Annotated in this window: 15 protein-coding genes; 7 read left to right on the top strand and 8 right to left on the bottom strand. The window is 57.2% G+C overall.

The genetic code is table 11. The features are described 5' to 3' along the window. Positions 1–98: 98 nt before the first annotated feature. Together AB5Z14_RS01225 and AB5Z14_RS01220 are read left to right on the top strand one after the other, a co-directional pair. The gene (locus AB5Z14_RS01225) at positions 99–752 is read left to right on the top strand and encodes a helix-turn-helix transcriptional regulator (protein ID WP_368129966.1); all 654 of its coding nucleotides are present in this window, start codon (positions 99–101) and stop codon (positions 750–752) included. Positions 753–874: 122 nt separating this feature from the next. After that, complete coding sequence (locus AB5Z14_RS01220; protein WP_368129965.1) at positions 875–1,876, top strand: hypothetical protein; 1,002 nt, start codon at positions 875–877, stop codon at positions 1,874–1,876. Positions 1,877–1,913: 37 nt separating this feature from the next. Here the strand turns inward: AB5Z14_RS01220 and AB5Z14_RS01215 are convergent, their stop codons facing one another. Then, the gene (locus tag AB5Z14_RS01215) at positions 1,914–3,236 is read right to left on the bottom strand and encodes an ATP-binding protein (protein WP_368129964.1); all 1,323 of its coding nucleotides are present in this window, start codon (positions 3,234–3,236) and stop codon (positions 1,914–1,916) included. Between the two features lie 488 nt (positions 3,237–3,724). On the opposite strand from AB5Z14_RS01215, the gene AB5Z14_RS01210 reads away from it, so the two are divergent. Both AB5Z14_RS01210 and AB5Z14_RS01205 read left to right on the top strand, forming a co-directional pair. Continuing rightward, on the top strand, positions 3,725–4,027 hold the full coding sequence (locus AB5Z14_RS01210) for a hypothetical protein (RefSeq protein ID WP_368129963.1): 303 nt from the start codon (positions 3,725–3,727) through the stop codon (positions 4,025–4,027). Beyond that, on the top strand, positions 3,988–5,436 hold the full coding sequence (locus AB5Z14_RS01205; protein ID WP_368129962.1) for a DUF6273 domain-containing protein: 1,449 nt from the start codon (positions 3,988–3,990) through the stop codon (positions 5,434–5,436). The genes AB5Z14_RS01210 and AB5Z14_RS01205 overlap by 40 nt, the downstream gene beginning before the upstream one ends. Before the next feature lie 243 nt (positions 5,437–5,679). On the opposite strand, the gene AB5Z14_RS01200 is transcribed toward AB5Z14_RS01205, so the two are convergent. Continuing rightward, positions 5,680–7,803, bottom strand: coding sequence for a DUF262 domain-containing protein (locus AB5Z14_RS01200; protein ID WP_368129961.1), 2,124 nt, complete (start codon positions 7,801–7,803; stop codon positions 5,680–5,682). 100 nt (positions 7,804–7,903) lie between these two features. Here AB5Z14_RS01200 and AB5Z14_RS01195 point away from each other — a divergent pair, with 100 nt between their 5' ends. Then, positions 7,904–9,436 (top strand): restriction endonuclease subunit S, encoded by a 1,533-nt coding sequence (locus AB5Z14_RS01195; RefSeq protein WP_368129960.1) that lies wholly within the window; start codon positions 7,904–7,906, stop codon positions 9,434–9,436. Here the strand turns inward: AB5Z14_RS01195 and AB5Z14_RS01190 are convergent. From AB5Z14_RS01190 to AB5Z14_RS01170, 5 genes are all read right to left on the bottom strand, one after another. Continuing rightward, positions 9,423–10,217 (bottom strand): tyrosine-type recombinase/integrase, encoded by a 795-nt coding sequence (locus AB5Z14_RS01190; protein WP_368129959.1) that lies wholly within the window; start codon positions 10,215–10,217, stop codon positions 9,423–9,425. The genes AB5Z14_RS01195 and AB5Z14_RS01190 overlap by 14 nt on opposite strands. A 33-nt stretch (positions 10,218–10,250) precedes the next feature. Beyond that, positions 10,251–11,834 (bottom strand): restriction endonuclease subunit S, encoded by a 1,584-nt coding sequence (locus AB5Z14_RS01185; RefSeq protein ID WP_368129958.1) that lies wholly within the window; start codon positions 11,832–11,834, stop codon positions 10,251–10,253. Next, complete coding sequence (locus AB5Z14_RS01180) at positions 11,835–13,313, bottom strand: class I SAM-dependent DNA methyltransferase (protein ID WP_368129957.1); 1,479 nt, start codon at positions 13,311–13,313, stop codon at positions 11,835–11,837. It abuts the gene before it with no gap. A gap of 19 nt (positions 13,314–13,332) precedes the next feature. Then, positions 13,333–15,669 (bottom strand): EcoAI/FtnUII family type I restriction enzme subunit R, encoded by a 2,337-nt coding sequence (gene hsdR / locus AB5Z14_RS01175; RefSeq protein ID WP_368129956.1) that lies wholly within the window; start codon positions 15,667–15,669, stop codon positions 13,333–13,335. A gap of 189 nt (positions 15,670–15,858) precedes the next feature. After that, on the bottom strand, positions 15,859–16,593 hold the full coding sequence (locus tag AB5Z14_RS01170) for a 3'-5' exonuclease (protein ID WP_368129955.1): 735 nt from the start codon (positions 16,591–16,593) through the stop codon (positions 15,859–15,861). A 498-nt stretch (positions 16,594–17,091) separates the two neighbouring features. Between AB5Z14_RS01170 and AB5Z14_RS01165 the strand changes: the two genes are divergently transcribed. Both AB5Z14_RS01165 and AB5Z14_RS01160 read left to right on the top strand, forming a co-directional pair. After that, positions 17,092–18,201: an IS110 family RNA-guided transposase gene (locus tag AB5Z14_RS01165; protein ID WP_368129954.1), complete on the top strand. Its 1,110-nt coding sequence runs from the start codon at positions 17,092–17,094 to the stop codon at positions 18,199–18,201. Positions 18,202–19,665: 1,464 nt separating this feature from the next. Beyond that, a complete protein-coding gene (locus AB5Z14_RS01160; protein ID WP_368129953.1) occupies positions 19,666–20,664 on the top strand; it encodes a hypothetical protein in 999 nt (332 codons plus the stop codon). Between the two features lie 529 nt (positions 20,665–21,193). On the opposite strand, the gene xdh is transcribed toward AB5Z14_RS01160, so the two are convergent. Then, positions 21,194–23,971: a selenium-dependent xanthine dehydrogenase gene (xdh, locus tag AB5Z14_RS01155; RefSeq protein WP_368129952.1), complete on the bottom strand. Its 2,778-nt coding sequence runs from the start codon at positions 23,969–23,971 to the stop codon at positions 21,194–21,196. Positions 23,972–23,975 lie beyond the last annotated feature (4 nt).

Below are 23,975 nucleotides of genomic sequence, written 5' to 3'. Positions count from 1 at the left end.
CCGCCGAACGGTTACATAACGCAGCGACGCTTTCGTTATTTGCGAACAAGTGGGGTTTATGGCAAAGTGAGCCCAAACTAATTTTTAGGAAGGCACCCATGACCCCCGCACAGATTGAGTTCTACAAGCGCCTTGCACACAGTCTGGCGCTCCAGTTTGGCCCCAACTGCGAAATCGTCGTCCACGATCTGGAGACCGAGGACGTGGACCACTCCATCGTAGTGATCGAAAACGGCCACGTCAGCGGGCGCAAACTAGGTGACGGCCCCAGCCATATTGTGTTTGAGTCCATGCACGAGGGCACCACCGACGTGCACGACCGCGAGCCATACCTCACCAAAACCACCGATGGCAAGCTGCTCAAGTCCTCGACCATCTTTATCCGCAACGATGAGGGCAAACCCGTCGGCATTTTGAGCATCAACTTTGACATTACGCTCATGAAGGCATTTGAGCGCTCGCTCGACGCCTTTACCGGCATCGGCGGCACGGGCTACACCGAGCCCGAGCCCATTACCAAAAACATCGGCGACCTGCTCGAAGACCTGCTGCGCGAGTGCGAACAGTTTGTGGGCAAGCCCGCGGCGCTCATGACCAAAGACGAGCGCATCCGCGCCATTGGCTACCTCGACCGTCGCGGCGCCTTCCTCATCTCCAAGTCGAGCGAACGCGCCTGCGAGTTCTTTGGCATCTCTAAGTACAGCTTCTATAGCTACCTCAACGAGGCAAAGGCTGCCGCCGGCGACAAATAGTCAGCGCGTCTGCACCCCTCCCCTTTTGGGCGCGAGTTCTGGAATGCACGAATCCGAGAGACGGCCGCAAGGCAAGTTCCATATAATCGATGAATGCGAGCATTTCGAAAGGATGGAACAAGATGGGGTCGAGCAACGCATCACGCAACGGCCGCGGAGGCACCGCTTCTGGCGCCAGGCATGCGAAACACGCGTTTGACGAGGGTGAAGAGGGCCTTTTTGCGCTGAGCCTCGACGACGTGATGAGCGACCGCCCCTGGACCGCCGAGGAACTCATGGGCGGCGGAGCTCGCCCGACAAGTGCAAAGCCCGCACGTTCCGCCACGCCCGCGCCGGCATCCGTGCCCGCGGACGACTTTGCCACCCGCCCCATTATGCAGGCACCGCGCCAGGCCGCCCCTGCGCCCCACCCCACTAGCGATCCGTCCGAGACGGCGGCGTTTCTCGCTGCAGCGGCACAGCGCCCCACGGCAAACAGCACGATTCGCCATGCTGCCCCGCAGCAGTCGGCATACACGGCTCCCGAGCCCGAGCTCGAGCCGCCCGTCATGGATCTGGATGATCTTTCCAACCGCCAGTTTGCCTTTGATTCCTGGGCGGCGGCAGATCTGGACGAGACCTCGGGCGGCATGCCGGCGCTCGACATTCCGGTAAACCCCCTGTTTGCGGCTGCCGAGGAACGCGACTCCGCATACGACAACACCGCAGCATACGCCAACCGCCCGAGCGAACAGCCTCGCGCCAGCCGCATCGAAACCGAGGATTACGGCCAAGCGTCGCGCGGCTATTCTCGTGACCCGTTTGCTGCCACGCCCGCTCCCGATTACAACCAAGCGAGCGCAAAGGCAGCCTCGGCATCGTCGTATACCCACGGCACCGACGATAAGCGCGCTACCGATTACTACACCGAAAAAGAACCGCCGCGCTTTTCGGAGTTTTCGCAAGCGGCAAAGGTTGTCTTTATCGCCATCATCATCGCTCTGCTCGGCGTGATCGCGTTTGAGGGATTCCAGCTATTCCGCGGCCCCACCGCGTCCGAATCGGCCACGCAGCAAAAAGAGGACGACAACCAATACCTGGACATCAACACCCTCAAGGGCGACCCCAACGACGGGGACGAGTAGCGAAGGCTAAAGGAGGGCCGGAAGAGCCGGCGGCACGTTACGGCTCCAAAAGCCCTGCCATAAAGATGGGCAGATACAGCACGTCACCATCGCGGTGAAGATTACATTCCGCAAGCACCAGGGCGCGATCGATTCCGTAGCCCTTCGTTGCGAGCGCATTATCGAGTGCCGCGTGGGACTTAAAGCTCTTGCCTGACTTAACCTCGATGGCGAGCACCTCCCCATCGAGCGTCTCCTCGACAAAATCGAGCTCACCGACCTTTTTGGACGTAAAATAGCGCAATCTGAATCCATGGGCTTTGAGCTCTTGGGCAACGAAGCCCTCAAACGCCGCTCCCATGTTCATGCCAAAAGCGTCTCCTGCCTCCCCATCAAAAACACCCTGGGCAACCTTTTTGGAGTAGGACGACATGAGCATTCCGGTGTCCAAGTAAAACAGCTTGAACAGATTTCGTTGCTCCCCCAATAAAAGGGGTGCCACGGGCGCCGTTACGTTATACACGGGAAGCGCGACACCCGCCTCCGATAGCCAGAGAAAATGATCTGTCACCTGCGAAAAACGTTTGACACCGTTAATCGATGACAGTTTGAATCGCTTGTTTTTGGAGCCGGCCTCGCTGGGAATCAGATCATAGATATCGCGAATAACCAAGCGCAGCTCCGGCGGTGCATACTTTGCAATGTCGTCGTGATACAGAGCATGAAGATCGCGATGAATCTTTCGCACCTCGTCGACGTTGCGCGTCGCCAAAAAGGAGTTAACCGCATCGGGCATGCCGCCCACCACCACGTACTGATGGAACAGGTCGAGCAAACGATCATACAGATAGTCAGGGAGTTCATCCTCGTTCTTTAGGCAACCCCTGAGCATGTCAAATGCGCTGGCACCGACGCCGTTTGCCCAACAGAACTCCTCAAAGTCGAGCGGGTACATCTGGACCTGTTCGACATACCCCACCGGCAGCGAGTCGATACCCTCGAGCTCAACGCCAAGGAGCGATCCGGTAAGGATGTAGCGAAAGTCGCCGCGCTGCACGAGGTATTTGATAAAGGTCACCACGTTGGGGCATCGTTGCACCTCGTCGATAACTACAACGGTCTTGTTCGCAACCATCGGCTGCGCCGCAGCGATGGACATGCGCATAAGCAGGTCATCCGCGCTTTTCGCCGCCAAAAATGAATCGCGCACAGAAGTGTCGGCAATGAGGTCGAACGTCACGACATGCTCAAACGATTCGCTAGCAAACGCGTTGACCAGATATGACTTTCCCACCTGCCGGGCACCCTTGACCAAAAGAGCTTTGTTGGGCGACGAGGCAAGCCAAGATTCAAACTGTGCTTTCGCTTTTCTTTGTAGCATGAGCGCACCCCTTATTACGTGCTGTTTTTAGCATTAGGATACACTTTTCCGCGATTGTCGGATGACTAATTTGACACTTTTCCGTAGTTTAGGCGTGCCGAATTTGACACTTTTTCGTACTTTTATACGGCTGATTTCGACACTTTTCCGGATGAAGGCCGAATAATTGCCGCGTAATCAAGCGCCGTCTGCACATCATTTCGCAGGCGGCGCTTGATTTCTGTCTGTGCGCGCCGTCTAGCTGGAAGCTCTTTGCCGACAGTGCGGGATTGCGGGGGTGTAGGCGGCATTGGGCATCATGCCGCGTCGGCCCCATCGAGACCCATGCGGCATGATGACTAAATTAACGCCCGTCCCATGCAATCAACTGTTCGCATATTCGAATTTGTTGCTCAACAAATTCGCAGGTAGCGTCAGTAGAATTGGTTGGTGGAAGGTTTAACAAAGGTTCGCTGTCGTTGCAGCGAACCCAAAAGAAAGGGACTGTCGTGTTGTTTCGTTTACCCGAGCTGATCATCATTCTTATCTTTTTGCTGCCGTTTGTAGCCAACATCCTTGGCGTCTCGGAGCTTGTCAAAATCGCTAAGATCAAGGGCTACTATACTGACGGCGCTGGACTCCTCTGGTTTATTGGACTTTGCGGCACAGCGCTCGTGCTCGGCCTGATCGTATGTGCCCTGCCCGATCGAGCCGTCCCTGCGACCCAAACGTCTTATACGCGCAATGACGATGCTCTCCCCGAGGTGCAGTCATGTCCAAGTACAAGGTTATCTATCGCGACGACAACCTAAGCTGGCAGGAGCTATGCCCCGTACGGATGCTTGCTATCCAAGTCGCACGCGACACCGAGACGGGCACCTGCTTTCTTCAAACTAAGCTCGTCAATGTGACAAGCCAAACAATCAGTCGCATTGAGTTCACCATCGATCTGGCGGGCGAAGATGGAAAGACTGAGTCGGTCGACTTTACGCTTCTGGATGCCGACCTCCCAGGTGGCGAAATCCTTAGACCACAAGCAAAAAAGATCGAGCTATCGGTAATTGCCGGTGCAAAGGCCACCGTGACAAGAGTCGACAACCAGTGCGACTTTGGCGCGGCAATCGAAATTGACAGCCTCAAGCCGCTCGCGCTCAATGAAGACGAAGAATCTGAGCGCATTGTGCAACTCCTAGAAATGGAGGCGCAGCCGGACAAATGCACGAACGCTCACGCCGACCATGACGGATGGTGGCAATGTGGCTGCGGAGCCGTCAATATTGTGCGCAGAGACTGCTGGGACTGTGGGGCGCAGCACGGAAAGCTGGTCGACCTCGAAAGCGCATCCTACCTGGAAGAGTCGCGAAAAGATAGGCTTTATAGGACCAGCGTAGAGATGCTCGAATCCTATAATGTCTCGCTGCTACAGCAAGCCAAAGACAACTTTGAGGAACTTGCCAAGCTGGGATACAAAGATTCCGCGGAACGAGTCATCGAGGCAGAGCAGCGTATCGCAACATCCCATAAGAAAAAGAAGCAGCTACTCAAACGCGCCGCAATCGTGGGCGCGATCGCAGCTGTCGGCCTGATTGCATTCTCTCTCTTTGGCTTCACGCAGACAAAGGCGAAGCAAGCCGAAATTAGAGATGCTCGGATTGGCGGAATCGTCGAGCTTGGCACGTATTCGGGTGAGTTGCCCGCCTATAAAGGCACCTCTGTCGAGGGTAAACCGATTAAGTGGATCGTCGTTCACAAGGATGGCGACAGGGCTCTTCTCATGACCGAACAGATTATCGATTCGAAAGCGGTCGACGAGAGCGGCGACGTATCGGATTTTGCGTATAGCTCGCTGTATAAGTATCTGAACGCCGACTTTAAGAATCATGCATTTTCGAGTGCCGAACGAGCCCTGTTGAAGAACGGCGTTAGCCTTCCGAGCGCTGTGGAGCTAGATACCTATGTTTCCGACGACGATATCTTGGACGCAACATCAATCGATACGGTATCCGAATCAAAGTGGTGGACTTCGACCATAGAAGAATACGAAGACGATGACTGGGATTGGCTTTGGGACGACGAAGATGACTGGGACTATTCCGATAGCGACGATAGCGAATTCCTTAGCAGCTATGTCGATTGGTCCGGCGTTGTCAACGGCGATGACGACTACGCACAGTACGAAGAACTCGGCGTGCGCCCGGCCATCTGGGTCAAGCTGAATTAGCGATTAAGTTAACTGTCCGCGTCAAAAGAGGCTACGAGGCATGCGGGTATCGCATCGAGCCAGCAGGGGGCTTCCGGGTTTCTGGAAGCCCCCTTTTGTGAGCACGAGTCTGTACCCTCCTTCAGTTGCGGGCGATTGCGTTTACCGCCGTCAGCCCCATGAGCAAAAGACCCACAAGCTATATTCAGCTGAAATGCCGGTAAACTCTCTAATCCATGGTCCACAGTAGGTCTCAGATGAGCCCTAGCACTGCTTTATAAGATCGAGTACTGCGGGAATGTCATCGGCATTCCGAAGAGCAACATAGGTCGGAAGGCCTGGACCAAATCCTCCCTGCGTACGTTTGTCCTGGCACATGTCCTCTGGATCCGTTAGATCATCCACACTCTTTGCCAAGCCAACGGCAATCCAGCCACCGTTGCTAGTCCTGCCTTCCAGCACGGCATGCAGTTTTCGCTTGCCCGACCTAAAGCCTACATAGTACTTGGCTATGTAGGACTCCCACGAAGGGTTACCACTCAGAACGGACTCGCACACCTCATCGAAAAGCTTCTGGTTGAGTCCACCTTCGGCAAAGGTGGGGTGGTTCTCCTGCAGAGTCCAGACAGGAGCCTCGTCAGACTCCCCACGAGAAGGACGGTACTTGTCGACGACGTCTGCCGGAAGGTCGGGATACTTCCATATCTCGCACGCTTCTTTCGCCAGCTCGTCCGCGCGCTGCCCAATCTCTTCCTCACCCCATTTTTCATGCGAGACAATCGATTTGTTTAGGTAGAGCGGGCTGCACTTAAATCCGACGTCAGGCAGATTGAGCTTGTCCGAGAACGACCGGTTTGAGTACTCCTGGTTGTAGCCCGTCAGCGTAAGATTCCCCAAGTTGTTGCACAGCCTGTCGTGGACGTCTTCCCAGTTCTCACCAAGCGATTCCTTCCAGCCGTGCTCATCATCGATCGTCTGGGGCATGATGTGCTCGATCTGGTAATCGTCGGCTGAGATGGGCTCCTTCGGGTGGTGCCAGTTCTCCATGCGTTCCAGGTAATAGCGCTTTTTGGAGAAGCGATTGTAGCAGTCACGCGTCTTAAACTCCTCGACAAAATGCTCGTCTGTCGGGAAGTACGCGGTCATACCGCTACTGTGGATAAGGAGCATCGCCGTAACGTACTCCTCGATATCGTCCTGTTGCTCGAGATTGCGATACATGCCGGCAAAGAAATTATTTAGGCCCGTGGTAAGCCTGCCGCAAACCGCCCGCCTGAACAGGAATGACTCGATAGTCTCGCAGATACGTAAAAACGCATTGCGGTCTAGTCCATTCCCCTCGTAAACCGAATAAAGCAACATTAAGAGGGGCCTTATCTGCTTCACGTCGAGGCTTACGATTCTGCCGAACACTCGGCGCAGTCCGTCGTCCTTCTCCTTACCAAGGAACAGACTGGCGTATCTATGTGCATACCCGCGCAGCTCCTTAAGCAGGCCTTCGGTGTCACCATCGTAGTCATCAGCGAAATAGCGTTTGAACTCGTAGTAGGCCTCGTTTTCCTTTGGCATCCTATTGGGAACCTTGAGCCACAGCCAGTACCAGATAAATGCATTGAACTCTTCCTCGCCGCCTTTTCCGAACAAGCGCTCGAGCGGATGCCAGTAACCCTCATAGAGCTTGGTCTGCTCGTCGTTGGGGAGCGACATAAGAACGTAGTTACGAATGAGGTCAATAGGCGTGAGCGGCTTGCCCTTGGAGTTCATGGACTCAAATATGAGCTGGGCATTATCAACGCCAGCGGTAAGCTTAGTGTCGATGACCTGCACGCGGTTTAGCCCCGCCCAAAGCCTTGCGGGGTCGAATGATTTCCCGTGCATCTTTTCACGGAAGAACGCATGGTTCTCGACAATACGATCCGATTTTTCATCTGGCACGGGAGACCCAGACACGATGGAGAACAGCGTCTCTTTATCGTCCTGCGAAAGCACTAGCTTGTAGCGCGCCAGACCGTTGTAGTCATCATCGTTAAAGAGGTAGTTCTTCCGCAACGCTGAAATCTTGAGATCGCCAAGGAAGCCAGCCTTGTCGGGATTACTCTCCAGATAGTCAGCCAAGGCAGCAATCATCAGCGAAAACGTCGTCAGGCGCTGCTGTCCGTCAATCAGAAGCACGCGCGAGATACTCGTAGCAGAGCTCTCGGACTCGGGGATATAGAGCATCGACCCCACGAAGTGCGATACGCCATCATGGCCAGCGCGCATGACGTCGTCCCAAAGCACCTCGCACTCTTTTTCGCTCCACGAGTAAACTCGCTGGTACACGGGAATGACGAACTGCATCTTCGCCACGCCCATAAGGTCGAGCAGATTCGCCTCGGTTGCTTTCATTTGCGGTTGCCCCCTTTTCTTGTTTACGCCGCTTACGGTCAGTCCTCCGCTAAGTGGAGGGCGCTAAAGACGAGAGCATCAAAGCACAGAAGCAATCGGGATGCTCATATCGTTAGATTTTACAACGCTCGTCGCGAATACAGTTGAAAGCCAATTCGGTTCCGATGGCTCCCCCTATGAGAAGAGGGTTGACGCCAGGGGCCGCGAGTCCGAGCCCGTCTGCATCGAGGGCGAGATTCCGTTCGAGATACCCGAGGGCTGGGAGTGGGCGAGGCTCGAGAGCGTCACCACGTACATTCAGAGGGGCAAATCGCCGAAATACTCGACGGTTGAGAAATACCCCGTGATCGCCCAGAAATGCAACCAGTGGAGCGGATTCTCCGTGGAGAAGGCGAGATTCATCGACCCGGCCACCGTATCCAAGTATGCGGATGAGCGGGTTCTGAAGGACGGCGACCTGCTCTGGAACTCGACCGGCCTCGGCACCCTGGGCAGGATGGCAGTCTACGACTCGGCGAAAAACAGATACGGCTGGGCCGTCGCCGACAGCCACGTGACAGTGATCAGGACACGCGAGGATTGGCTCGACTACCGTTATGCCTTCGCCTATTTCGCTGGGCCGTCAGTCCAGTCCGTAATTGAAGAGCAGGCGAGTGGCAGCACGAAGCAGAAGGAGCTTGCGCAGGAGACGGTCAGAAACTACTTGATCCCCCTCCCGCCCCTCGCCGAGCAGCGCCGCATCGTCGAGCGCGTCGGCGAGCTCATGCCCCTGGTCGAGGAGTACGGCGAGCTCGAGGACGCCCGCGAGGCGCTCGACGCCGCGCTGCCCGGCCGCCTGCGGAAGTCGGTGCTGCAGCTGGCGGTGCAGGGAGGGCTGGTGCCGCAGGACCCCGCAGACGAGCCCGCCGGCGTCCTGCTCGAGCGTATCCGCGGGCAGCGCCGGCAGCTCGTGGCCGAGGGGAAGATGAGGGCCCCGAAGGGCGGCGAGTCGATCATCTTCGCCGGTTCCGATGGCCGCCGCTATGAGAAGAGGGTTGACGCCAGGGGCCGCGAGTCCGAGCCCGTCTGCATCGAGGGCGAGATTCCGTTCGAGATACCCGAGGGCTGGGAGTGGGCGAGGCTCGAGAGCGTCACCACGTACATTCAGAGGGGCAAATCGCCGAAATACTCGACGGTCGAGAAATACCCCGTGATCGCCCAGAAATGCAACCAGTGGAGCGGATTCTCCGTGGAGAAGGCGAGATTCATCGACCCGGCCACCGTATCCAAGTATGCGGATGAGCGGGTTCTGAAGGACGGCGACCTGCTCTGGAACTCAACCGGCCTCGGCACGCTGGGCAGGATGGCAGTCTACGACTCGGCGAAAAACAGATACGGCTGGGCTGTCGCCGACAGCCACGTGACTGTAATCAGGACGCAGGAGGATTGTCTCGATCACCGGTTTGCTTTCGTCTATTTTGCGGGGCCGTCAGTCCAGTCTGTAATTGAAGACCAAGCGAGTGGCAGCACGAAGCAGAAAGAGCTTGCGCAGGAGACGGTCAGAAACTACTTGATCCCCATCCCACCCCTCGCCGAACAACACCGTATCGTAGGCCAGTTCTGCGCAGCATTGTCGAAACTCACCAATCAATAGCCTTATTTACTGCGGCGCGTTGTTCATTGGCGGTGCGCCGCAGATAAATTCGTGTTGTTTCAATACTCTCGTGCCCCATGAGGTCGGCAAGCAATGAAATGTCTGGGTTGCGGTCGATAAAGTTCTTTGCGAACAGGTGTCTAAACGAATGCGGATAAACGACGTCTTGGTCGACGCCATAGCGTAGGGCTGCTCGTTTCAACCCCATGGATATACCACGTGAAGTGATCGCGTTGTCGTATTTGCCCGGAAATAGAAGACCGTTCATTGAGCCGGCTTTCCATGAAATGCTTTCCTGGCGCAAAGAGTCAGGAATCCAGATTCTCCTAAGCTTTTGGCCTTTTGAAACGATATCCATATATCCAGCGATTACGTGTTCCACTTTAAACTGCCTTAACTCACTTACTCGCGCACCAGTACAACCAAGAAAGCGGACAATGAAATACCAAAACCAGTCACCGTCTTGCTTCAGACCGTCGATTAACTGAACGTACTGCTCGTTACTGATGACATTGTCGAGAAACGGCTTCTGCTGAATTCGCACCCCTTTGAGTCGGATTCCATCAAAAGCGATGAAATCAAGATAGGTGTTAATTGCGCCGATGCGGTTGTTAGCTGTTTTCGGAGCGAATGAAGAAACCAGCCACTCTTTATGCGCGAGAAGTGACTGGTTAGTTAGAGACTGAGTTCTATCGATAAGCTGACAAATTGCAAAGGAATACGAGTCAATCGTATTCTCAGCATAACCATTTTCCCGTAAGTATTGATCAAACGCCCTCATGACATCATCCTTTCGACAATGTCATGAAACCAGTTAAACAGCTATATTAAGCAGTTCTGCAAACTTTTCAGCTATTCGACTTTCTTCTGCCAAGGGCGGAACGGGGATCAATCGCGCTAGAAGTGTGTTGCGCTCAATTCCAGGAATAACTCCTTTAGCGTGTGATTTGATATCTTCGACCATGGCATTCAGAAACAGCGTTATATAGGGAAGCATGCCGTATTCATTTGGCGTAATTGACATAATTTGACGCGCAATGTGCGCGGCATCAAATCGATTGATAGCCATTTCGCCAACTGTTCCTTTACATGTAAACAACAATTCCCCCTTTCTTGAAACGCGTGACGGTTCAACGGTCCAGCGATTTTCGATTAGCTTGCCGTCGGCAAAATTGGAGGCTCCGGTTAGATATGGGATTCCTTCATGTCGGTCGTTGTACTGAGATGAATTGAGGTCTGTTCCTGACAATAAAACGATGACGCTCTCGAGCCTCGCCCACTCCCAGCCCTCGGGTATCTCGAACGGAATCTCGTCCTCGATGCAGACGGGCTCGGACTCGCGGCCCTTGACGTCCACCCGCTTCTCATAGCGGCGGCCATCAGAACCGGCGAAGATGATCGACTCGCCGCCCTTCGGGGCCTTCATCTTCTTCTCGGCAACGAGCTGGCGGCGCTGCCCGCGGATGCGCTCGAGAAGGACGGCGGCGGGCTCGTCTGCGGGGTCCTGCGGCACCAGCCCGCCCCGCACCGCCAGCTGCAGCACCGACTTCCGCAAGCGGCCGGGCAGCGCGGCGTCGAGCGCCTCGCGGGCGTCCTCGAGCCCGCCGTACTCCTCGACCAGGGGCATGAGGTCGTTCACCCGCCCGACGATACGGCGCTGCTCGGCGAGGGGCGGGAGGGGGACGAGCATTTCTTTAACCTTGTCGAAGACAACACTTTCAACCGTGGTGCCGTCTTTACCAAATTCGGTGCGAATGCGATAGTCACTACCCTGAAAATAACAAAGCAGCCATTCGCTCAATGAATGGTCAGCTGGGATGATTACTTTCTGGTCTTGGTTTACTGTTGCGGGCTTATCAAGAACGGCGACAGGCAGCAGTCTCCTCAAAATACCGCTCCTTGTGACCATAACGATGCAACCTTTTTCATAAAGAGTAAGTTCCGAGGCGCCCTTTTCTGAAAGCGTGATTAGCGTGCTGTCGATATGGTCACGCTTCACGTCTTTTGAGGTAACCCAAAGCACACCATCGTGGGCGTAGTTTGATTTGTCGTTCGTGGAAGGTGTCTTTCCGCCTCCAAAAGACGCAACGGCAGATAACCTCACCCATGTCCAGCTTTCCGGAATCTCAAACGGCGCCTCATCCGCAATGCACTTATCGCTCAACACACGGCCCTTGGCATCTACCCTCTTCTCATAGGGGGAGCCATCGGAACCGATGTAGATAATGCTCTCCCCGCCCTTCGGGAATTTGGCCTTACCCTCAGCAATAAGCTTGTGTTTCTCTTCACGAATACGCTCAAGCAGGACGCTGGCAGGCTCATCACTCGGGTCTTGTGGAACGAGCTTTCCCTCAACCGCCATTTGCAGGATTGAGTTCTTCAGGTCTTTTGCCTTCATCTACGCCTCAATCCCAAGAATCTCGCAAATTCGAGCCAGCTTCTGGTCAATCTCGGCGTCGAGCCTAGCGCGCTCTTCTTTGTAGTTCCTAATCAGCTCGTCAGGCGGCAAAATCTCTTCTTCCTCGTGTGGATAGCCGCACAAATCAAGATTGAAGCCACCGTCTCGCAGCTCGTCAACCGTATAGAACTTGGCCTTGGGATTGCCGTCTTCCTCGATATCCCGACGGTTCTCCCACCATTCCTTTACAGGTGCAAAATGTTCAATCCTAATGGGCTTAGTCTTGGAAAAGTGTTTATACCCCTCGGGCATGTCCATGCGATAGAACCAGACGCCCTCAGAGGCCCCCGTATTATCGAAGAACAGAACATTGGTAGTGATGCTCGTGTACGGAGCGAAAACACTCTGCGGAAGGCGCAAAACGGTATGCAGGTTCATGTCCTCAAGCAGGCGACGCTTAATTTCCGTCTTTGCACTGTCCTGGCCAAAGAGAAAACCGTCCGGAATGATGACAGCAGCACGGCCGCCTCGCTTGAGGCGATAGAGAATGAGTCCAAGGAACAAATCCGCGGTTTCGGAGCTGCGGAGCGCAACGGGGAAGTTGTTTTGCACCGATGCGCTCTCAGATCCGCCATACGGGGGATTCATGAGCACAACATCAAACTGGCCGTCAGACTTGTGTTTCCACTCGCGAACATCCTTCTCAAGAGAGTTATCGTGAAAGACTTCAGGGTTATCAATATCGTGCAACAGCATGTTGGTCACGCACAGCAGATAAGGGAGCTGCTTCTTCTCGATACCGTAGACCGATCTTGCATAGAGCTCGCGGTCGGCTGGAGTTTGGACTTGGGCATCCAGGATCTTAAGAGCGCTCGTCAAAAAGCCGCCTGTGCCGCACGCGAAGTCAGCCACGGTCTCGCCCAACTTGGGCGCAAGTGCCTGGGCCATAAAGTCGGTCACCGCTCGGGGCGTGTAAAACTCGCCGGCGTTGCCTGCTGATTGCAAGTCTTTCAGAATGGTCTCGTATATTTCGCCGAAAGCATGGCGCTCTTTGTACTCGGTAAAGTCAACCGCCGCGTCAATCTCGTTGATGACCTGGCGAAGCAAAATGCCATCTTTCATATAGTTGTTAGCGTCAGTAAAAGCCGCCTTAACGACAACGTGACGCAAAGGCGCTTCGGGAGCAAGCTCTAAGCTCTCAAGGGTCTTAAAGAGATCGTTATTCACAAAGTCGAGGAGCTCGTCACCGGTAAGTGCCTTGCCGTCCTTCGCATCATGTGCCCAGCTATGCCAGCGTAGACGCTCGGGGATGATAGACCGATAGGAGTCATCGTGAAACTCCCACTCCTGTTCCTTGGCATCGTAGATCTTGAGGAAGAAAAGCCAGGTCATCTGCTCGATGCGTTGTGCATCGCCATTGATACCAGCGTCTTTACGCATGATATTCTGCAGGGTCTTTACAAGAGATCCCAGTGCCATTTGTTATCGTTACCTTTCCCTATGCGATGTAGAGCTCGTCTTCGAGCATCTGCACTGCCTGAATGTACTGTTGCTTGCCGCCAAATGCGGCGACGATTTTCATTGGACTGCCAAACCGACGGAATTCCTCAAGGTCAAGGACGTGAGTGTCGTCCAAATCTACGAGGTTCGACGTCGCATATTTTTCGAGAAGCGCCTCAAGGACCTCACGCGCGACGCCGGCATACTCATAGAGTACGCCTTTCTTCTTGACGCTATTGGCCCTCTCACTGCGCGTAAGAGGCCGTTGGTCGTAAGCAATATGGCAGATGAGGTCAAAGTCGCTCATTTGCTCCTGGCCAGTCTCACGCCGCAACTCATCCAGAAATACGCCACGTGCGCGCAACTCATCAATAATCGCTTGCTTCTTATGCTCAGAGTTCCACGCCGCTAGGAAGTGATCAAGAGTGTCGTATTCGCCGAGAATATTCTTCCGCGTATAGTCCTTAAGGCTCTCAGTTACAAGAAGGCCATCGGAGGAGTAGTACTGCACCATCTCCGACATCACATAGACGTCGGCCCTATGAACGTGATATTTCACATGAGAGGACGAATCGTCCGGCGGTAATACGGGTGGGTCTACGATCGGAGACGGAGGCAGAACAGGACCGGTTTTATCGTCATTGTCATCGGGATCTGGTTCAGCGATGGGGTCGTCAGGATTTGGTTCAAACACAACAACAGGTTCGCCATCGAACTCGGGATCCGCGAACAGGCGCGATGCGTCACGAAAATCGAGGATGGTGAAGTAGAGTTTGTCGTAGTCCTCACAAATACGGGTTCCGCGGCCGATAATCTGTTTGAACTCCGTCATTCCGTGCTCACCGAACTTGTTGTCGAGCACGACTACCTTACACGTCTTGCAATTTACGCCAGTGGTGAGAAGCTTCGAAGTCGTAACGATAGTCGGATATTTCTCGTCGGGGTCGATGAAGTTATCTAACTGGGCTTTACCTTCTCTATCGTCACCCGTAATCTTCATGATGTAGGTGGGGTGGTCTCCTACGATATCGGCGTTCTCGTTCACGAGGGCGCGCCGCATGTTTTCGGCGTGCTCAATGTCAACGCAAAAGACAATAGTCTTGGAGTATCGGTCCGTCTCCTTGAGAAATTGAGTTATTCGCTTGGCAACTTCCTCGTAGCGCTCCTTGATGACAATCTCGCTGTCGAAGTCTTGCTTTTCGAAAACACGCTTGGGCAGAGCTTCGCCGCGATCATCTACGGTGCCCTCCTCAGTACGGTATCCGTAAATGTCGACGTTCAGCTTAGGGCGAATAACTTTATACGGGGCAAGAAAGCCATCCTCGATTCCCTGTTTAAGGGAGTAGGTGTAGACAGGTTCGCCAAAGTAGGTAATGTTTGAAACTTCTTCAGTCTCCTTTGGTGTGGCCGTCATTCCGATTTGAATTGCACAATTGAAATACTCGAGTACCTTACGCCATGCGGAGTCCGCCGCGGCGCTTCCGCGATGACATTCGTCGACGATAATCAAATCGAAGAATTCCGAATCGAACTCGCGGAATATTTCCTCACCGTCTTCTCCAACAAGCTGCTGGTAGAGCGAGAAATAGACCTCGTAAGCAGAATCGAGCTTTCGACCTACGACCTTAGTTGTAACCCTCTTGAGAGGTTTAAAATCGCCGTCTATGGTCTGATCGACGAGAATATTCCGGTCCGCCAGATAGAGAACCTTACGAACCTCGGTAGTCTGCCGCAAGCGATGAACGATTTGAAAAGCCGTAAAAGTCTTTCCCGTTCCCGTTGCCATAACGAGCAAGATGCGATTCTTGCCTCGCGCAATAGCTTCAAGCGTGCGGTTGATGGCGATGCACTGATAGTAGCGAGGATGATTGCCACCGTGCTCCTGGTAATACGGAGCGGTCACAATCTCCTGGCTATACGGATGCTCAAGCCCCTTAGCTTTTGAGTATCGTGTCCAGAGTTCCGCCGGAGTGGGGAACTCGTCCATGGCAAAAGCGTGCTCTTTGCCGGTAAGAAAATCGTGCTCAACAAAACCCTTTCCGTTTGAGCTGTACGCAAACGGAATATCGAGCAGTTGGGCATATCCCATCCCCTGTTGGAGACCGGCATCAACGGTGTGCTCCGTATCCTTGGCTTCGACGATTGCGATAGGAATGCCCGGGGCATACATCAGAAGGTAGTCAGCCTTCTTCTTGTCTTTACGGACAACCACGCTTCCACGCATGACGATCTCGCCACTAGTAAAGAAATACTCAGTGAAGACTTGGGTATTGCGATCCCACGACTTCATAATCGCAGGATCGATGAGTTTAAGCCGTGTATCAGACTCGTTCATACGTCTCGGAACTCCTCATTGCGCAAGACGGCAACTGTTGGTGTTGAACTGATTAATTTTATCATCACCATGCAATCTAGCAGCCGCTTTATACGAAATGAGACGAAGTAAAGTCAGCCCCGTGAGAAAGCTCCGAAGAAAGCAAAATGAGCCCCGATGACTTGAGCCAGGGTCATTCTGGAGCCCTGCCTACCTCCCCTCCGCCTTCAGCTTCAGCAGCAGTTCGCTCAGCTCTGGGCACTTCTTGGAAAGGCGCGTCTGGGCTCGCTCGCCCATCCCCCACCGCTGGCGGACCTCTTGGGCGCGCGGGCTCACACGGTAGTCCCCATCGATAACCTGTTTAAGCAACCTGGCGGTCACGCGCGCATCGGCGAGGGCGCTGTGGGCGTGGCCCGTCGACTCATCAAAATCGATGCCAAACCACGTTGCCGCGTCACTCAACGAGACACACCCGTGGCTGCCCACGTCCATGATCGAGGTGTAAAACGCCTGCAGGTCGGCCCAGTCCGTGGGAATAGCGGCGAGGTCGATACGCTTCGCCTGGCACTCGGTCAAAAGCTGTCGCCGGTCCGCCCCGCTCCAGCAGACCACCTGGGCGGAGTAGCGACCGATCCAATCGTTGAGCCTTTTGATCACCGCGTAGAGAGGATCGGCCATCGCGGTGTCCACGGCCGATATCCCCGTGAGCTCGCGGACGGGATACGCAACGCCTTCGGCATATTCCGTCTGCACAAACTGCGAGAACTCGCCCATCACGTTGCCGCGGTTATCGAGCTTGACCGCGCCGACCTCGATAATCTCGTTGCGCAGCCTGCGGCGCTGGCGCTGCTTTGGCACCGGCGCAAACTCAAAGTCGAGCACAATCTGGCGCGCAAAGTTCGTCGTATCGATAGCCGAGACACCCGGCGTCTTTTCAGCTGACACGGTCAGGCCTTTCTCCGTCGACTGCCGCTCGTTACATAGGCGGCTACATTGCCGTAAGGATAGGCGCCCGTGCGGACATGAAATCGCCCAGCGCGGCCATCCAACACTCTTGTATAAGGCTGCGCTTTGAGCTGGTCTCATCGCTGTTATTATCGAACATATATTCGTATTTTTAGCTGTACTTTGATAGAATGATTACTGTTGGCGGCAGTTCAATGTGCCGGGCAGCGCCCTCCATGCGACGGGAGGTGATGCCCATGACCGATTTGATTGATTTCGTGAAGCTCCTGACCGCTTTGGTCTCGCTCCTCACGGCGCTCATCGGACTTTCCGAGGCGCTTAAGCAGTGCTCGAAGCAACGTAAGACGATATGAGAAAGCCATTTGGGTCGCCTCCCCCGCAGCGCAGCTTCTTTCCGCGGGCTCGGGATGCCACAATGGGCTTTGAGTATCGGCCCGTGCGGTAGCCCTTACCGCACCTGCGGGGAGGAGGCTTCCCATGCCCCATGTTACCTCCATTGGCCTGGACGTCCACGCGCGATCGGTCGCCGCCGCGGCGTTCAACCCCTTCACCGGCGAGGTGGTGCACCGTGACTTCGGGACGGACGCCGCCGAGATCGCGGAGTGGGCCCTCGGGTTCGAGGAGCCCAGGGCCTGCTACGAGAGCGGCCCCACCGGCTTCCACATGGCGCGCGAGCTGCGCGCGCTCGGCCTCGACTGCGCCGTGGCCGCCGTCTCCAAGATGCAGAGGCCGGCGGCGGACGCGCGCCGCAAGAACGACCGGCGCGACGCCGAGTTCATCGCCCGCATGCTCGCCACCCACAACATCGTGGAGGTCCCGCTGCCCGATGCGGCCGTCGAGGCCGCCCGGGACCTCGACCGCGCCCTCGACGACGCCACGGTGGAGTACCGCCGCGCCAGGCAGCGCCTCAACATGTTCCTGATCAGGCTGGGCCACGTCTGGGACGAGCGCAACGCCGACGGGACGAGGAGGGGGTCCTGGACGCGCGCCCACTGGAGGTGGATATCCGGGATCAGGCTCGAGGGGCCCCAGCGCGACGTGCTCGAGTACTACGTCACGGCCGCGAGGTGCGCGGAGTCGGACCGCCGGCAGCTCGAGAAGAAGGTGCTCGCCCTCGCCCGGACCGACCGGTGGCGCCCGGCCGTCGAGGCGCTCTCCTGCATCAAGGGAATCGACACCCTGACGGCCTTCAGGCTCGCAGCCGAGGCGGGCTCCTTCACGAGGTTCCGGACGGCCCCGGCTTTCGCGAGCTGGTGCGGGCTGGTCCCGTCGGAGCGCTCGAGCGGCGAGACCGAGCGGCGCGGCGGGATAACCAAGACGGGCAACCGGCTCGCCAGGACGGCACTGGTGGAGTCGGCGTGGCACTACCTGACGTGCACGCCCCGCCCGAAGGCCCCGGCGCCCGGCGCGGACGTCCCCGCGGCGATCCGGGCGCGCGCCGACGACTGCACCGCCAGGCTCTGCCGCCGCCGCGAGGCGCTGGCGGCGGCGGGCAAGAGCTCGTGCAAGGCAAATGCCGCCGTCGCGCGCGAGCTCGCCTGCTGGGTCTGGGAGATCGGGCGCCGGGCGGAGGGGACCCTCGGCTGACCCCGTCGGACAACAAGCCTCCCGCCGGGAGGGCCCGCGCCTCGACGCATCGCCGGTGCGCGTTCACGAGCCCTTTTTGGGCAGCCCAAGGGCCGCGCCCGTGAACAAGACTGGTTTCGGACGAGCGCGCCGGACGGAGAATCGAAATGCGGTGGGGTGCGCGGACATACCGGGCTGACCGCCGGCAGCGCGCCCGCAAGAGCCCGCGGATATTAGCTTGCCAGGCAAGCGTCGACTAAACGTGCAGCGTGCGCGGGCCCTCCCGACGGGAAACGAAAAAGCCCGGTTTAAAACCGGGCTCGAACAAACACGCCTATTGACAATGGCTTTCTCATATTAAGGGGTCGCCGCCGTTAAAGCGTTGACCCCTTAATCCAAGCAACGGCGCTGCCCAGCTTTCCCTACTTGGGCTGCCGTCGACATTATTCTACCCACGGACGTTGGGTTTAACAAATGGATTTTCGGTAATGGAGGCACGGCGCCCTGCAAAACCACTACGCCCCAAGCGACGGGTCACAGAAGTAGCGCTTGGGGCGCACGCGAACGCGGGCCTTCGAGCGCACATACTGGTTTGCTGTCTCTCGCGCAAGCTCGTCTGAAAGCCCAAGATTTGCAGGCCAACCGCCTCCGCAACACCAGCGGGCGACGTCTTCCCACGAAATTACGCCATTCTCAATGCAGTTTTTACGCCGTTTTCATTGTAGGTTTTACGCTCGGCATCCTTGGCGCGGCGCTTACTCAACCACTGGATCACCGAATTGCCCGGATTCTGGGACGCGCTTTCCGCTCGAGACTTCAACCGGAAACGGCATCCCATTCTGAGGCTCGATTCCGGGATGCAGTTTCCGTCTGTGAGCCATCGGGAAAGCGCGTCCCGTTCTGAGGCGGAAATCCGGGACACAGTTTCCGCTTGAGGCCCTGATGGGAAAGCGCATCCCATTCCGAGCATCAAATCAGGACGCGCTTCGTAACCTCAGCTTACACATCTCAGCAAACGAAATCAGCCTGGTGTCCCCCCTGCTCGCTGCAGCCTCCTGACGCCCCTGCGTAAAGCCGCGTTGCAGCTCTATTCTGTTACGAACATATGTACGTTATAGCTACGTATATTATAGCTAGCTATAACGTCGAGAGGCTGCACCCGGAAAGCGCATTACGGTTCAGCCGGACAACAACGACTGCCAATTCGTTGTCCGTATCACATGTCCTATAACATGCGACCAAGAGCCGCAAAACAGCAGGAAAACTGCTCTTTTTCGAAAAAGTACACGTCCATAAACTTACCAGAGCTTCATAACTTGCTGCCGTTCACGGGTGCCGATTACCGTCTACCGATTCAGACAAAGAAAATGACGTCAAAACAGGCCATCTACCTGCATGGTTAGATTTTGGTCAGCTTTTGGTCAGCTGAGCGGCAAGTTCCGGCTGATACGTTTTTGCTACCCCAAAAATAGGAGGCGGTAGCCCATGGCGCATTGCAACGACCAACTCATCGAGCAGCTACTAACCCAAGCCGAGCAGGAGGGACGATGTCTGATTCCCCCGAGCACGGCGATTCGGAAAGCACTGCTGCGACGCATCGGCAGCACGATTGTCTCGCCCATGCCGGGGTTGTTCGCACGCAAGATGCGCTGGAAGGAGCTCAACCGGGCGCAACGTCATGTCGAAATTGTCCGAACTCTTGCGCTCGCCCATCCCGATTGGACGTTCTGCTCGTTTTCGGCAGCCTGTCTGCTGGGTCTCGAGGTCTCGTGGCGACACCTGAACGTCGCGCATGTCTGCAGCGCGACAAAGCCATCGGCTCGACCAGGCACGCGAATTCAGCGCCACCAGATTGAGCCGACCAGCACGGTGAATCAGGCCGGCATATCGACAACGCCGCCCATCCAAACGGTAACGGATTGTCTGCTGCAGACCGGTTTTGCCGACGGCATGCCCATTGCCGATTCGGCGATGTCAAAGCTCGGCCTCACGCGCGAGCGGCTGATGGAAGCAGTCGAAAAACGAGCGGGCGCTCGCAATGGGCGCGCGGTGCGTACTGCGCTCACCACGCTGCAACATGCCGACGCGCGCGCCGAGAGCGGCGGAGAATCAGTCGCTCGAGCCGTCATGATCGAGACGGGCTTTGCGCCCGACCGGCTCCAATACGAGCTGACGGACCCCTTCGATTCGACCGAGAGCATGCGAACGGATTTTGCGTGGGGGCGTCAGGCGCGGGAGCTCACGCTGGGTGAGCTCGACGGGCTCGTAAAATATACCGACCAGACCATGCTTGCGGGTCGCACTACGGCAGAGACGCTCGTTGCCGAACGCCAGCGCGAGGCACACCTATCGCTCTACGGCCATCCGCTCATCCGCTTTACCATGAACGAGGTCCGCTCGGCAGGCATGCTCGCGAAAAAGCTGCAGACGGCAGGTATCCGCCAAACCATCCTGCCGACATGGCTCAACGATGTGGACCTGTAGAGGCTGCTGAGCTTATGTCCGCCTGCCTGCCAAACTGGGACACACTTTCCGAATGGCATGTTCAACGGAAAGCGCGTCCCAGAATCAAGGGCCAGAACGGGACAGACCTTCCAGTTGAAGCGCTCAGCGGAAACTGCATCCCGGAATAGACGCTCAAACTGGGACGCACTTTCCAAACAAGCGGCTAGCGGAAGCTGCGTCCCAGAATGAGCCTGCGGAGTGGGACGCGCTTTCCGAAACCCGCCCCATCGGGAAACTGTGTCCCAGTCTGAACGCGAATTCCGGGATGAGCTTTCCGCCAAAGGCCCCAACCGGAAACGGCATCCCATTCTGGAGCCGAATTCCGGGACACGCTTTCCGCCTGAGGCTCTACCGGAAAGCTTGTCCCATACCGAGCACCAATTCCGAAGCGCAGTTTCCGCTCCAAAGAAAAAGCCCCGGCTCGCGATGGAGCCGGGGCCAAAGGTGCAGCATATGCAGTTGGTGTTGTGCGCGAACAGCCCATCAGCAATGCCGTCTGCGCTCTACCCTACCCGCGGTGACGAGCGCGGCTGTACGGGGTATCCACCATGGGCAGATTTGGACGCAGCTTACCGTCAAACGCGCGGTAGGCGTTCTGCACGGCGGGCGCCGTGGGGATCGTTGCGATCTCGCCAATGCCCTTGCCGCCGTATGCCACGGGCAACAGCTCGTCCTTCTCCACGTAGATGGCGTGGATATCCGGAATCTCGGGCGCTCGGAACAGCCCGAGCGTGCCGTACCTGGCCTGGGGTACGCAGTCCTTGAGCGGCCAATCCTCGGTAAGCGCATAGCCCATACCCATGAGCACGCCGCCTTCGATCTGACCCTGGATGGAGATGGGGTTGACCACCTTGCCGGAATCGTGCGCGGCATAGACCTCGCTCACGCGGCCGTCATCATCCAGAATGACCACATGCGTGGCAAAACCGTAGCAGATGTGGCTCTTGGGGTTGGGAACGTCGGCGCCCAGCTTGTCGGTCGGCTCCAGGTACACGTAGCCAAACTCGCAGCCCTCGAGCGCCTTGATGGCGGCAGCGGGATCTTGAGGATGCATACCCTGGCCGGCGACGAGTTCCTGTGTGTGCAGCTGATAGGCACGACCGTCGTCGTACTCGATCTTGACGCCGTCGCCATGCGCGCTCACGGGAGCATCGGGCGCAGGCTTGCCAGCCTCGATGCCAACCATAGCATCGCGCAGTAGGAAGGCGGCACCGCGCACGGCCTCGCCGGTCACGACCGTCTGACGCGAGCCAGACGTGGTGCCGGAGTCGGGGGCGTTCTCGGTAGAGCACTCGCCGTTGGCGATGCAGCGAAGCGGCAAGCCACATGCCTCGGCAACGTCCTGCAAAAAGACGGTATTGCAACCCTGGCCGATGTCGGACGTGGCGGCATAGACCGTAGCCACGCCGTTCTCGACGCGAATCTTGCAGCGGCCGGCATCGGGCAGACCCACGCCCACGCCGGCGTTCTTCATGGCGCAGGCGATACCGGCGTGTCCGGGATGCGCGTAGTAGGCATCCTTGACCTCGAGCAGCGTCTCCTTAAGCGCCGTGGAGCAATCGGCAATCTGGCCGTTGGGCAAAACCTCGCCCGGCTCGATAGCGTTACGGTAGCGGATCTCCCACGGATCCAGGCCGACCTTCTCGGCCAGCAGGTCGATCAGGCTCTCGAGCGCAAACTCGGACTGGCACACGCCAAAGCCGCGGTACGCACCGGCGGGCGGGTTATTGGTGTAGTAGCCAAAGCCGCGAATGTCGGTGTTCTGGTACTTGTAGGGGCCGACGGCATGCGTGCAGGCGCGCTCGAGCACCGGGCCGCACAGCGAAGCGTAGGCGCCGGTATCAAAGTTGATCTCGCAATCCAGGCCGGTAAAGTTGCCCTCGGCGTCGCAACCCAGCGTAAAGGTGCCGTCCATGGCATGGCGCTTGGGATGGAACGCAAGCGACTCGGCACGCGTGAGCTTGCACTTCACAGGACGTTGGAACTTATATGCAGCGAGCGCAGCCAGGTGCTGGATGGACACGTCCTCCTTGCCGCCAAAGCCGCCACCCACGAGCATAGTCTCTACAACCACGCGCTCGGGCTCGCTATCCCAGCCAAACATGTGGGCGCACTCTTTTCGCGTGTCGTAGGCGCCCTGGTCGGTCGACTGCACCTTGACGCCGTTCTTGTACGGGAAGGCCACGGCGCACTCGGGCTCCAAGAAGGCATGCTCGGTAAAGGGCGTGGTAAAGCGCTGTGTCACGGTAAACGCGCTCTCCACCAGCGCCTTGGCGGCGTCACCGCGAGTCACGTGACGGCTCTGGCACACGTTGTCCTTGAGCTCCACCGTGTTGCCAAAGGCAAAGAAACTGTCATGCAGACGCGGGGCGTCGACGGCCTTGGCCTCGGCGATGTTGCGCACGGGCTCCAGCGGCTCGTAATCAATCTTTACGAGCTTCTTGGCCTTCTCGAGCGTCGCCTCGTCCTCGGCAACCACCAGCACGATGGCGTCACCCACGCAGCGGGTGATGTCGCCCTGGGCAATCATGACGTCCCAGTCCTGGATAAGGTGGCCGACCTGGTTGACCGGCACGTCCTCGGCGCGCAGGATGCCCACCACGCCGGGCAGGGCCTCGGCCTTGGAGGTATCGATGGAGAGCACACGGGCGCGCGGATACTTGGAGCGCACGGCGCTGGCATAGGTCAGGCCCGGCTGGTCGATCTCGTCGATGTCGTCGGGGTACTTGCCCTCGCCGAGCACCTTCTTGCGCACGTCGATACGGAAGGCGCGCTTGCCCACGCCGTAGTCGTCGCCGCGCTCCAGGTCCTCGTCGATCTGCTTTTCGCCGCGGAGCACCGCTGCGGCCAGCGAGATGCCCTCGATAATCTTTTTGTAGCCGGTGCAACGGCAGACGTTGCCGCGGATGGCGTACTTGATCTGCTCCTCGGTGGGCTCGGGATCTTCTGCGATCAGCGCTGCACCCGCCATGACCATGCCGGGGATGCAAAAGCCGCACTGCACGGCGCCCACGGCGCCAAAGGCGTACACAAAGGCCTCGCGCACGTCCTCGGGCAGGCCCTCGACGGTCACGATGTTGCGGCCGGCGGCAAGCGCGGTGGTCAGCACGCAGGCCTTGACGGCCGCACCGTCCACATGGATGGTGCAGGTACCGCAGGCGCCCTCGGAGCAGCCATCCTTGGCGGAGTGAATGTGCAGGTCGTCGCGCAGGTAGCGGAGCAGCGGCTTGTTCTGAGTCGTCGTGCGCTCGACGCCGTTAACGGTAAAAGTGAATTCCTGTGCCATGGCG

It is taken from the genome of Collinsella aerofaciens (genome assembly GCF_040910265.1).
Classification (GTDB): domain Bacteria; phylum Actinomycetota; class Coriobacteriia; order Coriobacteriales; family Coriobacteriaceae; genus Collinsella; species Collinsella aerofaciens_BK.
Note: the sequence above shows the minus strand (reverse complement) of the source record. Positions and strands in the feature narration are given on the sequence as shown.

What these genes read in the sequence shown, in the direction of transcription:
- AB5Z14_RS01205 (WP_368129962.1), top strand. Translation starts at nt 3,988, where the DNA reads ATGTCCAAGTACAAGGTTATCTATCGCGACGACAACCTAAGCTGGCAG.
- AB5Z14_RS01165 (WP_368129954.1), top strand. Translation starts at nt 17,092, where the DNA reads ATGCCCCATGTTACCTCCATTGGCCTGGACGTCCACGCGCGATCGGTC.
- AB5Z14_RS01220 (WP_368129965.1), top strand. Translation starts at nt 875, where the DNA reads ATGGGGTCGAGCAACGCATCACGCAACGGCCGCGGAGGCACCGCTTCT.
- AB5Z14_RS01180 (WP_368129957.1), bottom strand. Translation starts at nt 13,313, where the DNA reads ATGGCACTGGGATCTCTTGTAAAGACCCTGCAGAATATCATGCGTAAA.
- AB5Z14_RS01190 (WP_368129959.1), bottom strand. Translation starts at nt 10,217, where the DNA reads ATGAGGGCGTTTGATCAATACTTACGGGAAAATGGTTATGCTGAGAAT.
- AB5Z14_RS01195 (WP_368129960.1), top strand. Translation starts at nt 7,904, where the DNA reads ATGCTCATATCGTTAGATTTTACAACGCTCGTCGCGAATACAGTTGAA.
- hsdR (WP_368129956.1), bottom strand. Translation starts at nt 15,669, where the DNA reads ATGAACGAGTCTGATACACGGCTTAAACTCATCGATCCTGCGATTATG.
- AB5Z14_RS01185 (WP_368129958.1), bottom strand. Translation starts at nt 11,834, where the DNA reads ATGAAGGCAAAAGACCTGAAGAACTCAATCCTGCAAATGGCGGTTGAG.
- AB5Z14_RS01215 (WP_368129964.1), bottom strand. Translation starts at nt 3,236, where the DNA reads ATGCTACAAAGAAAAGCGAAAGCACAGTTTGAATCTTGGCTTGCCTCG.
- xdh (WP_368129952.1), bottom strand. Translation starts at nt 23,971, where the DNA reads ATGGCACAGGAATTCACTTTTACCGTTAACGGCGTCGAGCGCACGACG.
- AB5Z14_RS01200 (WP_368129961.1), bottom strand. Translation starts at nt 7,803, where the DNA reads ATGAAAGCAACCGAGGCGAATCTGCTCGACCTTATGGGCGTGGCGAAG.
- AB5Z14_RS01160 (WP_368129953.1), top strand. Translation starts at nt 19,666, where the DNA reads ATGGCGCATTGCAACGACCAACTCATCGAGCAGCTACTAACCCAAGCC.
- AB5Z14_RS01225 (WP_368129966.1), top strand. Translation starts at nt 99, where the DNA reads ATGACCCCCGCACAGATTGAGTTCTACAAGCGCCTTGCACACAGTCTG.